This window comes from Paenibacillus antibioticophila (genome assembly GCF_000455265.1).
Taxonomy (GTDB): domain Bacteria; phylum Bacillota; class Bacilli; order Paenibacillales; family Paenibacillaceae; genus Fontibacillus; species Fontibacillus antibioticophila.
This window is the reverse complement of the sequence record NZ_HG005139.1, coordinates 2,632,033-2,648,303: the sequence shown is the minus strand read 5'-3', so window position 1 is coordinate 2,648,303 and position 16,271 is coordinate 2,632,033. Positions and strand designations below refer to the sequence as shown.

At 50.7% G+C, this 16,271-nt stretch carries 13 protein-coding genes, 1 pseudogene and 1 other annotated feature; of the genes and pseudogenes, 12 read left to right on the top strand and 2 right to left on the bottom strand.

The features are described 5' to 3' along the window. Positions 1 to 94: 94 nt before the first annotated feature. Both TX85_RS12190 and leuS read left to right on the top strand, forming a co-directional pair. Complete coding sequence (locus tag TX85_RS12190) at positions 95 to 556, top strand: class I SAM-dependent methyltransferase (protein WP_081671706.1); 462 nt, start codon at positions 95 to 97, stop codon at positions 554 to 556. 125 nt (positions 557 to 681) lie between these two features. Beyond that, positions 682 to 898 (top strand) — a binding site (T-box leader). A gap of 80 nt (positions 899 to 978) precedes the next feature. Continuing rightward, positions 979 to 3,420: a leucine--tRNA ligase gene (gene leuS / locus TX85_RS12185; protein WP_044479359.1), complete on the top strand. Its 2,442-nt coding sequence runs from the start codon at positions 979 to 981 to the stop codon at positions 3,418 to 3,420. A gap of 43 nt (positions 3,421 to 3,463) precedes the next feature. Here leuS and comER read toward each other — a convergent pair whose 3' ends face one another. After that, the gene (gene comER / locus TX85_RS12180; RefSeq protein ID WP_044479358.1) at positions 3,464 to 4,300 is read right to left on the bottom strand and encodes a late competence protein ComER; all 837 of its coding nucleotides are present in this window, start codon (positions 4,298 to 4,300) and stop codon (positions 3,464 to 3,466) included. A gap of 117 nt (positions 4,301 to 4,417) precedes the next feature. Between comER and TX85_RS12175 the strand changes: the two genes are divergently transcribed. The 6 genes from TX85_RS12175 (at position 4,418) to holA (ending at position 11,596) form a co-directional block, all read left to right on the top strand. Next, the gene (locus tag TX85_RS12175; protein WP_049894912.1) at positions 4,418 to 4,912 is read left to right on the top strand and encodes a ComEA family DNA-binding protein; all 495 of its coding nucleotides are present in this window, start codon (positions 4,418 to 4,420) and stop codon (positions 4,910 to 4,912) included. A 21-nt stretch (positions 4,913 to 4,933) separates the two neighbouring features. Beyond that, a complete protein-coding gene (locus tag TX85_RS12170) occupies positions 4,934 to 5,452 on the top strand; it encodes a deoxycytidylate deaminase (RefSeq protein WP_044480028.1) in 519 nt (172 codons plus the stop codon). Positions 5,453 to 5,538: 86 nt separating this feature from the next. Next, the gene (locus TX85_RS12165) at positions 5,539 to 8,211 is read left to right on the top strand and encodes a ComEC/Rec2 family competence protein (RefSeq protein WP_049894911.1); all 2,673 of its coding nucleotides are present in this window, start codon (positions 5,539 to 5,541) and stop codon (positions 8,209 to 8,211) included. Between the two features lie 148 nt (positions 8,212 to 8,359). Next, a complete protein-coding gene (locus tag TX85_RS12160; RefSeq protein ID WP_044479356.1) occupies positions 8,360 to 8,908 on the top strand; it encodes an RNA polymerase sigma factor in 549 nt (182 codons plus the stop codon). Next, positions 8,905 to 10,053, top strand: coding sequence for a zf-HC2 domain-containing protein (locus tag TX85_RS12155; protein WP_044479355.1), 1,149 nt, complete (start codon positions 8,905 to 8,907; stop codon positions 10,051 to 10,053). The genes TX85_RS12160 and TX85_RS12155 overlap by 4 nt, the downstream gene beginning before the upstream one ends. A gap of 523 nt (positions 10,054 to 10,576) precedes the next feature. Continuing rightward, a complete protein-coding gene (gene holA / locus TX85_RS12150; RefSeq protein WP_044479354.1) occupies positions 10,577 to 11,596 on the top strand; it encodes a DNA polymerase III subunit delta in 1,020 nt (339 codons plus the stop codon). Positions 11,597 to 11,704: 108 nt separating this feature from the next. Here holA and rpsT read toward each other — a convergent pair whose 3' ends face one another. Then, entirely contained in the window at positions 11,705 to 11,977 is a 273-nt protein-coding gene (rpsT, locus tag TX85_RS12145; protein ID WP_044479353.1) for a 30S ribosomal protein S20, read from the bottom strand. A gap of 193 nt (positions 11,978 to 12,170) precedes the next feature. Here rpsT and gpr point away from each other — a divergent pair. From gpr to TX85_RS12125, 4 genes and pseudogenes are all read left to right on the top strand, one after another. Further along, a pseudogene (gene gpr / locus TX85_RS12140) lies at positions 12,171 to 13,186 on the top strand (GPR endopeptidase). Positions 13,187 to 13,322: 136 nt separating this feature from the next. Next, positions 13,323 to 14,618: a stage II sporulation protein P gene (locus TX85_RS12135; protein ID WP_187375142.1), complete on the top strand. Its 1,296-nt coding sequence runs from the start codon at positions 13,323 to 13,325 to the stop codon at positions 14,616 to 14,618. Positions 14,619 to 14,654: 36 nt separating this feature from the next. Continuing rightward, positions 14,655 to 15,104 carry a hypothetical protein gene (locus TX85_RS12130; RefSeq protein WP_044479351.1) on the top strand — a complete coding sequence of 150 codons (450 nt, stop codon included), beginning with the start codon at positions 14,655 to 14,657 and terminating at the stop codon, positions 15,102 to 15,104. Positions 15,105 to 15,194: 90 nt separating this feature from the next. Next, the gene (locus TX85_RS12125) at positions 15,195 to 16,262 is read left to right on the top strand and encodes a LacI family DNA-binding transcriptional regulator (RefSeq protein ID WP_233500695.1); all 1,068 of its coding nucleotides are present in this window, start codon (positions 15,195 to 15,197) and stop codon (positions 16,260 to 16,262) included. Positions 16,263 to 16,271 lie beyond the last annotated feature (9 nt).

Below are 16,271 nucleotides of genomic sequence, written 5' to 3'. Positions count from 1 at the left end.
ACTCAAGAAAAGAACAAGAAAGTCACAACTTCGATCAAATAGCATCGAAATGGAATCAGCAAATACCTGAGAAATCACTCATTTGCGCGGATGAATTAGTACGGAGATTGCAGATCAGAAATACCTACATAACAAGGTAACCCCGCAAAGATATGCCGCGATTGATATCTCGCAAAAAATGCTGGATGAATTAAAGGAGAGCTTTTCAGATGTAGAAACGGTATGTGCCGATTTTGAAGAAGAATTCAGCTTGAATCAGGAGTTTGACTTCGTAGTTATTTATAACAGCATTCCTCATTTTGAAAATTTGGACCAAGTATTCGAAAATGCTTGCAACAACCTAAAACATGGTGGAACTTTTGCCATTATGCATGCAAGGTCCAGACAACAATTAAAAGAGCATCATGAGCGGATTGGGCATGTCAGCTCGTTCGAGCCTATTCCCTCGGATAGCAGGCTTTTGGATTTGTCCCGGAAAGTCGGCTTTGAGATTGTTTTCATAGAGGATGACGATTATTTTTGCTACATTGGACAGAGGAGGAATCAATCCAGATAGAAGGCAGTGGCTTGGAAAATGGATTCGCCAAGGCTTTATCGATTACATACTTCAAAAGTAAAATCACGGGCGACATTGACGCCAAGCACTGATTTCTATATAATGGTTGTGATTAAATTGGATATTCACAAGCAATGATGAGGAGTAGTAATTCAAGTTCTGCCACCCAGAGAGCCGGCGGTCTGGTGCAAGCCGGTTGGGGAATGAGAATGAACTCGCCTCGGAGTGATGATGCAAACCATCATCGTTTTACCCGCGTTAAGGGTGTAAAGGGAGCGTTAGACAAAGGATGTCCGACGCTAACTAGGGTGGTACCACGGGAAACTTCCTCTCGTCCCTAGCGATGATACGCTAAGGATCGGGAGGTTTTTTTATTCCCTTCGATAGCTAGGTTGAATTATGTACTCTAGGGAGGACTAGAAATGACAGAGAAGCAAACATCGCATGATGTGTATCAGGCTCAGACGATCGAGCCGAAGTGGCAGGCATACTGGGATGAACACCAGACCTTTAAGACTCGTGAAGAAGCGGGAAAACCGAAATTTTATGCGCTTGATATGTTTCCTTACCCATCCGGTGCGGGACTTCATGTGGGTCACCCGGAAGGCTATACGGCTACCGATATCGTGTCCAGATTCAAGCGGATGCGCGGCTACAATGTGCTTCATCCGATGGGCTGGGATGCCTTCGGGCTGCCGGCGGAGCAGCATGCTCTTGATACCGGAGAGCATCCGCGCGATATTACGGTCAAGAATATCAACAACTTCCGGCGCCAGATCAAATCGCTGGGCTTCTCCTATGACTGGGATCGTGAGATCAGCACGACAGATCCTGAATATTACAAATGGACACAATGGATTTTTATCCAACTCTATAAAAAGGGTCTTGCTTATGTAGCCGAAGTGCCAGTGAACTGGTGCCCTGCACTCGGGACCGTACTTGCAAACGAAGAAGTCATCGACGGCAAGAGCGAGCGGGGCGGCCATCCGGTTGTCCGCAAGCCGATGCGTCAATGGGTGCTCAAAATTACCGAATATGCAGAGCGTTTGCTTGAGGATCTGGAAGAGCTGGATTGGTCGGAGAGCATTAAGGATATGCAGCGCAACTGGATTGGTAAATCCGAAGGAGCTGAAGTGGTCTTTGCCATCGATGGACACGAAGAGACGCTGACGGTATTTACGACTCGTCCGGACACCTTGTTTGGTGCCAGCTATGCGGTTCTGGCTCCTGAGCATGAGCTCGTGGCTCATATTACTACAGAGGCGCAGGCAACTGCAGTACAGGCGTACCAGGATCAAGCCGCCCGCAAGAGCGATCTGGAACGGACGGATTTGGCGAAGGAAAAAACCGGCGTATTCACGGGGGCTTATGCGGTCAATCCGGCCAACGGCGCTAAGCTGCCGATCTGGATTGCCGACTATGTGCTTGCGGGCTATGGAACGGGGGCCATTATGGCTGTTCCGGGTCATGATGAACGGGACTATGAATTCGCCAAGCAGTTCGAGCTGCCAATTATTGAAGTAGTGTCCGGAGGCAATCTGGACGAAGAAGCCTACAGCGGGGACGGAGCGCATGTCAATTCCGACTTCCTGAACGGTCTTCGTAATGAAGAGGCCATCAAGAAGATGATCGCCTGGCTTGAGGAGAAGGGGAAAGGAAAGGGAAAAGTAACCTATCGTCTGCGCGATTGGCTGTTCAGCCGTCAGCGGTATTGGGGAGAACCGATCCCGATTCTGCATCTGGAAGATGGAACGATGAAGCCGGTGCCTGAGGATCAGTTGCCGCTCGTTCTGCCTGATGTGGATGCAATCAAGCCATCCGGTACGGGAGAATCTCCGCTTGCCAATGTGACGGAATGGGTAAATACAACCGACCCTGAGACCGGCCTGCCGGCACGCCGCGAGACGAATACCATGCCGCAATGGGCGGGAAGCTGCTGGTACTACCTGCGCTATATTGATCCGCATAATCATGAAGAGCTTTGCTCGAAGGAAAAGCAGCAGGAATGGCTGCCGGTCGATCTGTATATCGGCGGTGCGGAGCATGCGGTGCTCCATCTGCTGTACGCCCGATTCTGGCACAAGGTGCTGTATGACCTTGGCGTGGTCTCGACGAAGGAACCGTTCCATAAGCTGGTTAACCAAGGGATGATCCTTGGAACGAATAACGAGAAGATGAGTAAATCCCGCGGCAACGTAATTAATCCGGATGAGATTGTGAACGAATTTGGAGCCGATACCTTGCGGATGTATGAAATGTTTATGGGACCGCTGGAGGCAACCAAGCCTTGGAATGCTAACGGTGTGGAAGGCACGCATCGCTTCCTGGCCCGGATCTGGCGTCTGTTTGTTGCCGAGAACGGCAGTCTGAATGCCAAAATTGTGGACGGGGACGGCAGTGACGAGTTCAAACGGACCTGGCACAAGACGATTAAGAAGGTCACAGAGGATATGGAAGCACTTCGTTTCAATACAGCGATCAGCCAACTGATGATCTTCATTAATGAAGCCTACAAGACGGACGCTATACCAAAAGCGGCTGCAGCAAACTTCGTTCAAATGCTGTCTCCGTTGGCTCCGCATCTGGCTGAAGAACTGTGGGAGCGTCTTGGACATCAAGAGAGCATTTCTTACGAGCCTTGGCCAGTCTATGATGAGGCATGGACTGTGGATGCCGAGGTTGAAATCGTAGTGCAGGTTAATGGAAAAATCGTGGAGCGCACGAAAATCTCCAAAGATATGGATCAAGCGGCCATGCAGGAGTACAGCCTTGGATTGCCGAATGTCAAACAGGCGACCGAAGGCAAGACGGTCCGCAAGATTATCGCTGTTCCAGGCAAACTGGTTAACATTGTAGTAGGTTAAGCACGGTCAGGCAGGCCAGGCGTACATCCTTCAACGGGATGAACTAGACCTGACCTGCCTGTTTTGTAAACGATTGATCCAGCTTGCTTAGATCCTCCTCAAATTTGCGGTGTGTCGTCTCGATCAATGCGCTGAATACATGCTGTAGACGGGCTCTTAGCACAGCGATTCCCTCGGCGGTCACTCCCCCGGGAACCGCTACCCGGCGTTGCAGCTCTTCCGGAGAGAAGCCGCCCCCGGTAAGCAGCTTGCCTGTGCCGTGCAGCATTTCTGCTCCAAGCCTTATCGCGTGGTGATACTCAAGGCCGGTATGTCTTGCAGCGGCCTCGGCCCATTCCTGAAGGATGAAGGCAATGAAGGCAGGACCGCAGCTCGAGATATCTGATGCGATGCGCGTTTCGGACTCATCAATCACTACGGGCTCACTGATGGACGACATGAGCTGTTCGAGCAATAAGCGATCCTCGGGCAATATGCGCTGTCCATAAATGCATAGCGATGCCCCGGATAAGGCAGAGTGTGTAATGCTCGGAATAATCTTGGCAATTTTGCACGGAATTCTTCCTTCAAGCATTTCGATCTGGACAGGACTTGTTATTGACACGACGATCTGATTTTCATCCAGCACGTCGGCGATCTCTGCCAGAATAAGCGGATAATCCAGCGGCCTTACGCACAGGAAAATAATCTGGCTCCCTGCAGCGGCTTCCACATTGCTGCTCACGGCGCGCAGACCTGGATAACGCTTGGCCAGCCCATCTGCTTTTTCCCGGGAACGATTGCTGGCATAAATAAAATGCGGGTGCAACGCACCGGAACGCAGGAAAGCTTCAATCAGCAAGCTTCCCATCGATCCAGTTCCGATGAAGGCTACTTTCATCCTTGTTCCCCCTTCCGTATGCAACCTCATAATATATAACCTGATATAGTAGGTTTATGCGCACAGAATGCATATTCATGACTTATTTCATGGAAATTTTAAGGTCGGGGGATGCCAATGATTAGAAAAGGGTACGTCATCACATCACTGATCTCGGCGATCGCAGGAGCAGCACTGGTATGGTTTGCGGCTGGAGACCGCCAAGACCGGATTATCGATGACTGGATTCCGCTGAATATGGAGATTGCCGCCGCTGTATCGCTGCAAGAGACGGCTGCCGAGCCGAAAGTCGAGACAACGACTCCACCGGAGACGGGGCCGACTGCTACGGATACGCTCCAAGCACAAGCCGCTGCTGAGAAGTCTGCAGCCACGCCGTTGCCGCAGACTTCTCAATCAGAGACTCCGGCTGCAGCATCCAATGTAATTTCTATTAATACAGCTTCAATAACAGAGCTAATGGAGATTCCAGGCATCGGAGAGAAGAAAGCGCAGGCTATTATCGAATACAGAACATCTCATGGGTTATATAAAGCCATTGAGGATCTAACGAAGGTCAAGGGAATTGGAGATAAAATGCTGGAAAAAATGAAGCCGCATATCGGGCTGTAGGAATGGAGGAATTTGCTTATGATAAGTCCGGAGACACGTAAGGATTGGGATACCTACTTCATGGATATTGCTTATATGGTGTCTACCCGCTCGCGCTGCAGCCGCAGACATGTGGGCGCTGTATTGGTGCAGGGCAAGAAGCTGCTGGGCACGGCATACAACGGTGCCCCGTCCGGCGTCCCTGATTGTCTGGAGGCCGGGTGCATGATCGCGGAGGATTACGAGGTTACCGTTGTAGAAGGCCAGGAGAAGGTGATCAAGAAGCAAAGATGCATCCGGACGATTCATGCGGAGCAAAACCTGCTTCTGTTCACGGATCGCGTAGATCGGGAGGGGTCCAGCGTTTATGTTACGGACGAGCCTTGCTGGACCTGTGCCAATATGCTGGCGAACAGCGGAATTACAGAAATCGTCTATCACCGTCCTTATCCGAAGGATACGGGCAAGGTAACCGCAATGATGCAACAAAAAGGCATCGTCTTCAGAAGGCTGGATACCTATTCACCTCCCCCGGAGACCGTAGTCATGATTCAGGATTAAGTTTTTGATTGAGATGCAGGAAGGACCTCATCTGTCTAAAGACAGGCGGGGTTCTTTTTATTTTGAACGACAAAGGAAGGTTCATTATGAAGCAGAGACCCTTGGTTCAGGCGGCTTGCTTTTGGATTGTGGGAAGCACAGCCGCCTGCTTGTTGCAAGGAACGGAGTTCTGGCTGCTATGGGCAGGCATGGTGCTGATGCTGCCGTTGTACGGGATGATGTGCTCCTTGTCCTGGAAGAGGCTTCTGATTTTAGGGGTTATTTTCTCAGCTGCTGCCGGATATTGGATGGTTCAGGACAAGCTTAACACAAGCAAGCTGTCGGGCTCATTTGAACGGATATGGCAATCCGTCCTTCCTGACAAATCGACTGCTGCCATGCAAGGCATCCTTGTGTCTTCTCCGGACATCGATGGCGACCGGGTAACCTTTACGCTCCGTTTGAAGGGAGAAGTTGAGCTGGAGCTTGAGCACACTGATATCGATCAGCTCCCTGCCGAGACGAAGCTGTCTAATGTGGATGGCGAGAGAGTTCTGGTACAGGTAACTTTGGCAAAGGAAGAGGAACTGGACGAAGCAGCCTTATGGGGGAGGGGACAGGAGGTCCGGATTCAAGGGGCGCTTGAACGGCCAAGCATATCCAGTAATTATGGCGGCTTCGACTACAGGAACTATCTCCACTATAAGCGGATACATTGGCTTCTGAAGGTCAAGGGTGCTTCGGAGGTAGTGCAATTGAATCGTACCGGAGGCTGGGGAACCCCGCAGCTGCTAGGCAATATTGATAAACTCCGGCAAGCGCTTGGAGCGAAGGTGGACGCGCTATTCCCGGACTGGCAGGGCGGATATATGAAGGGGCTTCTGATCGGCCTGGCTGATGAACTGGAGCCTGATAAATACACTCAATTTACGAACCTGGGGCTTAGTCATATTTTAGCGATATCAGGAAGTCATGTGGCTATCAATATTGGCTTGCTATTAGGGCTTTGCCGGTTATGCAGGCTTACTAAAGAGTCCTCGCAGCTGTTAGCGCTGGGCTTCACTCCGTTCTATGTTCTGCTGACAGGATTTACCCCTTCCGTCATCCGTGCCGGAATGATGACCATGCTGGGACTGTATCTGCTCCGCAGAGGATTGTTGAAGGATGGCCTTCACCTTGTCTCCGCTTCTTGTCTGGTCATGTTGATCTGGGACCCTTATTTACTTGTAAATGTGAGCTTCCAGCTATCCTTTGCCGTAACAGCCGGTCTGATCGTGTTTGTACCGTTGCTTAGGCCATGGCTAAAATGGCTGCCCGGTCGATTTCGCTCTGCAGTAGCCATTACTGTTGCGGCACAGCTGGTCTCCTTCCCTCTGACGATTTTTTATTTTAATCAGGTCTCGATTCTGTCCCTGGCAGCAAATCTGGTGCTTGTTCCAGTGGTCAGCCTGGTTTCTCTTCCGGGCGGGATGGCTGCTCTGCTGGTCGGCCTGATCTGGATGCCGCTTGCCCGCTTTATTGCCTACCCGGTAATCCAGCTCAATCGCTTAACCTTTGTCATCACGGAATGGTTGAATAGCTGGATGGGGTCCATGACGTATTGGAAATCTCCCTCCTTGCTCTGGATGCTCTCCTTTTACGTTGTGCTGTATTGGCTTTTGTCACGGGAAGCAGGCATTGCGAAGGAACAGGAACGGAATCAAGGCAGCCTTCTGACGCAGGAGGATACGGTGCCGCTTCCGCCCTACCCAGGTCATGATCCGAGGCCAGCTTCAGCACCCGGCCCGATTCCCTTCTTCAATGAGCCTCGCCGATCGTGGCGCGATATTGGAATGTCGCTGGCAGCCGCAGCTATCATGGGCGTTCTTCTCTATGTCGGCTTCCAATCTGACTATCGCCAGGGAACCGGGTATGTCGAGTTTTTGGATGTCGGACAAGGGGATAGCGCATTGATTACGACGCCTGCCGGACTTCATATTTTGGTAGACGGCGGGGGAACCGTCACTTTCCGGAAGCCCGGCGATACTTGGCGGCAGCGCAGAGACCCTTTTGAGGTAGGTAAGAAGACGCTTGTCCCTCTGCTTAAAAAGCGGGGCATTCATCGGCTGGATGCCGTGGTGCTGACCCATGGAGATCAGGATCATATCGGCGGCTTGCAGGCGGTTTTGGATAGCTACCCGGTTGGGATGATTTTTCTTAATGGCAGCCTTGCAGACTCGGCAACGATGAATCAACTCATGAGGACGGCCTTAGAACAGGATATCCCCATTTATGCTGTTAAGACAGGACAGGTATTACAGCCGGATCAGAAGACCCAGCTTGTATTTCTGGCTCCGGAGGATGAGCTTATCACCTCGAATTTTCCTTATACTAAGGATCAGAATACGCGATCAGTAGTGTTCCGGCTGACTATGGATGGGGTTTCGTTTCTATTTACGGGAGACATGGACGTTAAGGCAGAACGGCGAATGTTGGAGAAGCTGGAGAGTCAAGCAATCAAGGGCCTTCAGCTTAGGAGCGATGTTTTAAAGGTGGCTCATCATGGCAGCAAGACCTCCTCCACACAGGAATGGCTGAGCCAAGTGCAGCCTGGAATTTCTATTATTTCAGCGGGCAGGTCAAACGTGTATGGTCATCCTAACAGCGGTGTTGTCGAACGGCTTGAAGCAACAGGCAGCCGGATTTATCGGACCGATTTGAACGGAGGAATTCAGTTCAGAATTCTACAGGGGCGGCTCTATGTTCGGAGCAAGTGGCAGGCTTTAAATGAGGCGTACTGATCTTCCAGCAGCCTGCGGATGACGCAATCTATTTTTTTTGATATTCTAAGGTGAGTTAATCAGGAATTTATCAAAAATAATAGTAACAACATTGCAACATATTTCGGGACGATCCCGTCTGTAAGGTTGCAAGAGAGGGGGAGCCTTTGTGGTGGAGCAAGGACTCGTCAGAGCCGCTCAATCGGGCGATCGCGACGCTCTAATCACCCTATTGCGAGAAATTGAGAATCATGTATATACTACGGCCTTTTACATTCTAAAAAATGAACAGGATGCTATGGATGCTGCGCAGGAAGCACTTATCCGCATTTATACAAAAATTGATTCTTATGAGGAGAAGGCGCAGTTCAAGACCTGGGTTCAACGTATCGTAACGAATATCTGTATCGACAAATTTCGCCGGGCTAAGCCGACCGTATCCATTGATGAGCATGAAATGGTCTTTCAGGGAAAGGAAAGCGTAGAACGCGAGGTCATGTCCGGTTATCTGGCTCAAGACATCCGGGATGCGATTGATCAGTTACCCGAACAGCATCGAATGGTCGTTGTACTAAGGTACTTGCAGGACTTCTCTTACAATGAAATAGCCGATAGTCTGAATCTGCCGCTGAATACGGTGAAATCCTATTTATTCAGAGCCAGGCAGCAGCTTCAGCAATTACTTCAAGATTATCAGAAAGGTGGTGTATCAGGATGAAATGCTCGGAGGCGGTGGAATGGATGCATCGTTATATCGACCATGATCTGAGCGAGGAAGAGAGCTCCGCGCTGCTTGAGCATATTCAGAACTGCCGTGATTGTAAGGAAGAGTTCGCTATGCTCAAGGAGCTGTCTGCCCAATTGGAGGAGCTTCCGGTTTTGGCCCCGCGTTACAGCCTTGTCGATGCGATCCTCCCGCAGCTTGAGGCGCTTGATCTTGGCCGCCGGGAAGAAGGCAGCGCGTCAGAGGAGATCCCTGCCGCGACAATGGCTGCTGAGCCGGTCAATCGCCGGCGCGAGCGGACCTCAGGCCGCAGCCGTGCTTATCGTACAGGCGCGCTCGGTCTGGCGGCGGCAGTGATTTTGGGTGTGTTTATTTATCAGGTAGAGCCGCGTACCGTTCGCGATGCTGAGATAGCTTCTTATTCCGTAATGGACACGAGTGAGAATTCATCGCTTGAATCCTCTGCACAGGATATGGGCCAGTCGTCGGATGCAGATCATATGACATCCGGCAGTGCACAGGAAGAAGCGGCTCAGGATGCCTCATCAGCAACTCCAGAGCCTGAGGCATCTGATAATAATAAACCAGCTGCAGATGAACAAAGCACGGCAGACAGCAGTCCGACTGCTGACTCCGGCCATTCGACGGGGACAGCTCCGGAGCAGCCGGATTCCCCAGTCCCGAATCAGAAGAGCCCATCGTCTTCTTCAGAACAAAAGCCAACCAGCCAAGAAAATGAGAAGTTGGCCAACAAGGAAGATACATCTGCCGCGAACCGCGCTGATGCTTCGGAAGATGCCGTAAGGGATGAAAGGCCCTCTGATCCTCCTCTGATCCAGGAAAATGAAGGCATTGCTGAACAGCAAGGAGATTTGCAGGATGGAGGAATGATGATGGGGATCTCCAGGTTTGCGATGCCGGATGAGTGGACTTCTCCGGATGGGCTCTTCCTGGTGAAATATCTGGATGAGCATTTGTATTTGTACCGGAATGAGTTCGACAGCTCAACCATGGTTACGGATTTGCCTGTAGAAGGAGATTGGGTTAGCGGCGAGTGGTCTGAGGATGGAACAGTCTTTACTTATATTGTAGAGAAGGACGGAGTATCTGCTTCCTATACCCTTCAGCCTGTTCGTTAGAAATACAGAGATAAAGAAAACGGGCCCCAACCGGTGGCACCTTTTCAGAAGATATGGAATAGGTTATATCAAGGTACGGTAAAGAGCTACACCCTGAACGTCGTATGACCGCAGGCGGGATTGTTTCTAGAGCCTTCCGGCCTGCGTTTATATAGATGCTCTGGGACAAAGGGACTTTCGCATAGCGAAGGTTCCTTTGTTGCATTTCCGGGCAAAACTTGGACGAATCCGTCGTTTCACAGTATCATAGAGATAGTTGAGTTGGAAAGAAGCTACGTGGAATGTGCATAAGTGTGAAGTGCTAAAAGCTTTCTGCAAGAAAGCTACTTCGGAAGCATTGAGCGTTAGCGTTCGCCTTTGTGAGTGGATTTCTACCTTATGATGGCTTAGTTCAGTCAGAGAAATTCGCGAACAACAGCGATCGGAAGAGCACTTCACACGTTGCCCCCCAGCGGCGTACTCTTCTTAGACCAACTTATATAGGTATTTGAGCATGTTCTTAGAAACCTGAGGGAGTTGCATGATGGACGTCAAGACAGTGCTGAAACAAATCAAGCAAGGGCAGATTGCCCCGATTTATTTATGCTACGGTACGGAAAAATATCAGATCCAAGAATTCGTCAGTCTGCTGCAGTCGCAGATTACGGATCCGGAGCAGCGGGACTTCTCGCTTGCATCCTATGACTTGGCTGATACGCCGATTGAGATGATTGTGGAAGAAGCCGAAATGCTTCCCTTCCTTGTAGAGAGGAAGCTGATTCTGGTTCGCGATGTGTCGCTGTTTGGCACGGGGAAGGATAACGGCAAGATCGAACATAAAGTTGAGGCGCTGACCTCTTATCTGTCCAATCCAGCGGAGCACAGTGTAATTGTCTTTTTGGTACAAGGAGACAAGCTGGATGAGCGTAAGAAGATCGTTAAGGCTGTGAAGGCGGCGGGTACGGTGCTTTCCTTTATGCCGCTGGGCGGCAGCGAATTAACAAACTGGGTGATTCGGGAGATTGAGAAGAGAGGCAGCCGAATCGGCCGTGAGGCAGCCGAGGCGTTAGTTCAGACGGTAGGCGTCCAGATGTCCCCGTTGTCTACTGAAATAGACAAGCTCTGTCTATATGCCGGGCAAGGCGGAATGATTGACTCTGCGGTTATTGAACAGCTTGTTGCCAGGACAACAGAGCAGAATGTATTCGTGATGGTTGAGCATATTGCCAACCTGCGCCTTGAACAGGCGCTGGATATTTTCTACGAATTATTGAAGCAGCGGGAGGAGCCCATCAAAATTGCTTCCCTGATTGCCCGGCAGTTCCGGATTATGCTTCAGGTGAAGGATATGGCAAGACAGAGCTATTCGCAGCAGCAAATTGCTTCGCAGCTGGGCCTGCATCCTTATGCGGTTAAAATTGCAGGTGAACAAGCCAGAAAGTTTGAGCCTTCGCGGCTTAAGGGGATCTTATCCGATCTTGCGCAGCTTGACTACCAGATGAAAAGCGGCGGAATTGATAAGGTGCTGGGCCTGGAGCTGTTCCTGCTCAGACTAGGCGCTTAAGGGGATAATGAACTCATGCTCCGAAGTTTATACTTGCTGATATCATCAAAAAGACCTGAACGATTATCGTTCAGGTCTTTTTGAGCTTAAGTTTATAAAAAGCGACGCTTACGCTTGCGACGTAAGGGCGTTCAATTTTTTAGCCAAGCGGGACTTCTTGCGGGCAGCTGCATTTTTATGGATCAAACCTTTAGTAACGGCTTTGTCCAATTTTTTGGAAGCAGCGGCGAAAGCAGACTTTGCAGTGTCCACTTCATTGTTAGCCAGAGCTGTGTCAGCAGCTTTAACAACAGTACGAAGAGCAGACTTTTGCGAAGCGTTCAGCGCACGGCGCTTGTCATTCGTTTTTACGCGTTTAATTGCGGATTTAATGTTTGGCATTGCATTCACCTCCTGTAAAGCATATATCATCCCAGATGATTCACAACTTAAAATAGTTTATCACGATGCCTAGCAAATTGCAATCAGTTCCTACAAACAATTCGGCACGGCCGTAAGTGGAATTAATCGTGAATAATTGTCTGCGCTGTCTCGCAAACTATAGCTGCGAGCAAGAAAAAGGAGGCGTGATCCAATGACACTGGATTTGCAAAAATACTCGGTTCGCACCGATCTGGCTGTGGAATCCCGGGAGCTTGCCGAGACCATCCATGGCGGGCCGCTCCCTGGAGTTCAGAGCAGGTTGAAGAACAGGATGGTATTAAGATTACTCGTCTTGATGTGCTGGATGAGGCTGCTTCAGCCAAGCTCGGCAGAATCAAAGGGCATTACATTACCATTGAGGTCCCCGGACTGCGGGGCCAGGACAGTGAGCTGCAGGACAAGGTAGCCGAAGCGTTCGCCAAAGAATTCAGCGGTTTTCTTAACAAGCTTGGTATTGCCAGAGGAGCGAAGGCTCTTATTGTCGGGCTTGGGAACTGGAATGTGACTCCGGATGCGCTGGGTCCGCTTGTCGTTGAGAATGTGCTGATCACCCGCCACTATTTTGAATTGACCCCGGATCGGGTATCTCCGGGTTACCGTCCGGTTAGCGCGATTGCTCCTGGAGTGATGGGAATTACCGGCATCGAGTCGAGCGAAGTTGTGCAAGGGATTGTGGAACGTACAAAGCCGGATCTCATTATTGCCATTGATGCGCTTGCCTCGCGTTCACTGGAACGGATTAATACGACGATCCAGATTGCGGATATCGGTATCCATCCGGGCTCAGGCATAGGGAATAAGCGCCGGGGACTGACCCGTGAGATTCTCGGAGTGCCTTGCATCGCCATCGGAGTGCCCACCGTGTGCTATGCTTCCACCATCGTGAACAATGTATTCGATATGATGAAGACCCATTTCGACCAGGAGCAGGATGGCGGACAACAGGTGCAGACCAAGCAAATTCTTGGGCTATTGACCGAGTTAAGCGAAAGCGAACGCTTGGGATTGGTCAAGGAAGTGCTGGAGCCGCTGGGGCACGATCTGATCGTGACGCCTAAAGAAATCGACGAGTTTATTGAAGATATCGCCAACGTGATCGCCAACGGCCTGAATCTTGCATTGCATGAGGCGGTTAATCGGGAAAACATATCGGCCTACACCCACTAACTCTCTATGAAGTTCGCATTCTCGCGGACTTCTATTTTTATGATAATAGCAAGTTCTATCCTCTCCGATAGGTTCATAGATTTGAAGTATATGAGATCAGAGCCTAAGCGTACTGGCTGGAGGAGGATAACACATAATGAAGTTCAGAGCATGGAATATTGGGAAAATCAGAGCGAATCTGCTGCAAGGGCTTGTAATGGGGCGCACCTTTTTGTTGATGTCGGCGATGTCGGTTGTCTTTTTTGTTCTATTGGGTACGTTCGGGATCGCAGAGAAGCATCTGCATACCTCTCCCGTATCGTCGATGAAGGGGCTCGCGGCTTCACTGTCCAGCCAGTTCTTCATCGAAATGATAGGCATGGAGCTCCCGCATTCAGGAGGTGATTCGGACAGTCCGGCTATATCTGCCGGACAGGTCTCCCGGTTTGTCTTCCAATTGTTGACGGATGTAAATCCTTCGGATCCGAAAAGCCTGGTAGCCCGCGAGGTTCCGGGCCTCGGCGCGGACAATCCTGTATTGCTTCGTATTGGTTCAGGGAATAAGACCGTCCAGGCGCCGGAGGATTATCATCCCGGCTCAGGGGCATCCGATACGGCTCCCGAGCATTCAGAGCCTGACTTGGGAACCACCGACCCAGACCAGAATGACATCCCCCCAACGGAGACGGATGGACAGAATCAACCGCCAACCAATCCTGATCAGCAGCCGGCAAACCAGCCAGGCTACAAAAATGTCGTCATGATCTACCATTCACATCCCCAGGAATCCTACAATCCTATTCTCGGTACCAACATAGATAACCCGAGCTCAGCGGAAGAAAAGAAAAATGTCGGATTGGTCGGAGAGTTTATGGCCGAAGAGCTGGAGCGCTTAGGGATAGCTACCCTGCATTCGTTCAAGAACTATGCTGCTACAGTTAGCAATTACAGCTATAACTATTCATATAAATATTCCAGAGAGACGGTAAAGGCTGCGATGGCTGAAAACGGGATGCTGGAATACTTCATTGATATTCACCGCGATTCACAGCGGCATGATAAAACGACCACCACGATTGATGGCCTTTCCTATGCCCAGGTGTATTTCATCATTGGACATGGAAATGAAAACTGGCGTAAGAACGAATCCTTTGCGAATAAGATTCATGATCGTTTGGAGGCAGCTTACCCGGGGATCTCAAGAGGAATCTGGGGCAAGACGAGTTCGCAGGGGAATGGCGAGTACAATCAGTCACTGTCACCGCAAAGCATCCTGATCGAGGTTGGGGGAATCGACAATACGGAGGAAGAGCTCCAACGGACAGCAAAGGTGCTGGCCCAGATTATTTCCGACCTGTATTGGGAGAACCAGGAGGCATTGAAGGCGGGTTCGTTGACACAGAGCGGCAGTAACGGTAACGGGAATCAAATTCAAAGCAATCATCAGTCCTGATGCAATTCTGCTGTCCGGAAGGAAGGAGTGTTACTGATGGGGAAATCGCTTAAGAAAACACTGCTGTATGTGCTGCTGCTGGCTGCAGGAGTCACGCTCGGAATGCAAATATCGGAGCCGGCCTCACCGGGCCCGCAGGATTCGAAGGCAACAACCGGGCCTGAGAACGGGTCCGGGTTGCAGCAAGCCAATTCTGCTGCGGCGAACCCGATCAAGGAGGTGTATACCTTTATAACTCCGGACGGCAAGACCGGATACTTTATGGTTCCTGAGCAGACTGACTCTGCTCAAGGCGGAGCTGACTCACAGCTGCCCTCCTCCGTAGAGGAAATAGCGGATGGACTGCAGACCCCGGCTGATTTGCTGCTGCCGGACCCGCAGGCTCCTGCCGTTGACCGGTTTGCGGACAAAACGGCAAGCCTGCTTCAGCAGTTATCCAGCAGGAGTATTCATTGGGTCTCATCCTGGTTTGATTCCGGAGAATAAGAACTGTGCAGCAAGGCGTACCTCAAAGACAGCTATTTGTTATAATAATGATAGTATTATTACTAACGGATTAATGTCGGGGGTTATTCAGTGAAGAAGGTTACGATGCAACATATCGCCGACCATTTGGGGGTATCCAAATTTGTCGTGTCGAAAGCCTTGTCCGGAAAGGGAGGCGTGAATGAAGTAACGAAAGACCGGGTCATTCAAGCAGCATCTCAGCTGGGTTATTTTAATCAGAAGAATGCTTATATGAAGCACGGGTCTTTGTCGCGGGCTTCCGCGCCTGCAGCCGGCTCGTCGAGACAATCGGTCATTGTCCTGATGCCGAACAACCGGTTTCAGACGAGGGAGTCTTTGTATTGGGGTAAAATTCTGGAGGGAATCGACAGAGAGCTGGAGTCTCTAGGGATCGGAATGATGACAATCTCCGAATCAAGAGCCGAGGATCTCAGCCACATCCTCAACCCCGAGGGGATATTGGGACTGATCGGCGTGGGCAACATCGAGTCCTCTCTTCTGCTGGAGGTACACCGGCTTGGAATTCCCATGGTACTGGTCGATCATGAGGATGCGTTGATTCCGACAGATACTGTATTTGCGAACAATGCTGACAGTGTGATGCGTCTCTGTCAATATCTAATTGAGCTTGGTCATGAGCAGTTGCATTTTATTGGGGATATTTCCTTCTCCCGAAGCTTCCGGGATCGCTGGCTAGGGTACCGGGAGGCGATGGAGGCTAACGGACTGGTGATGCCAAGCAAGGATGACCCAATGCTTCAGCCGACCAATGTAGAGCTGGGAGAAAAGTATGTCTCCCTTGTGCAGCAGTGGGCGGAGGAAAGGCTGAGAGGAGGAACAATGCCAACCGCGATGATCTGTGCGAATGATGCGATTGCTCTTCATGTCGTGGATGCGCTCCGGCATGCTGGAATCGATGTGCCGGGACGGGTTAGTGTTACGGGGTTTGATAATATTGATGATGCTTTCCGCAGCTCGCCGATGCTCACCACAATCCATGTGCCTAAGGAGTCGATGGGACAACGCGCGGTCCGGAAGCTGCTTGAGCGAATTGACTGCCCGGATCAGATTCGGGAGAAGATACTCGTCTCGGCCGAACTTGTCCTCCGCTCCTCGACAAAGGAATTGAAGCGTTGATGCCGCCCC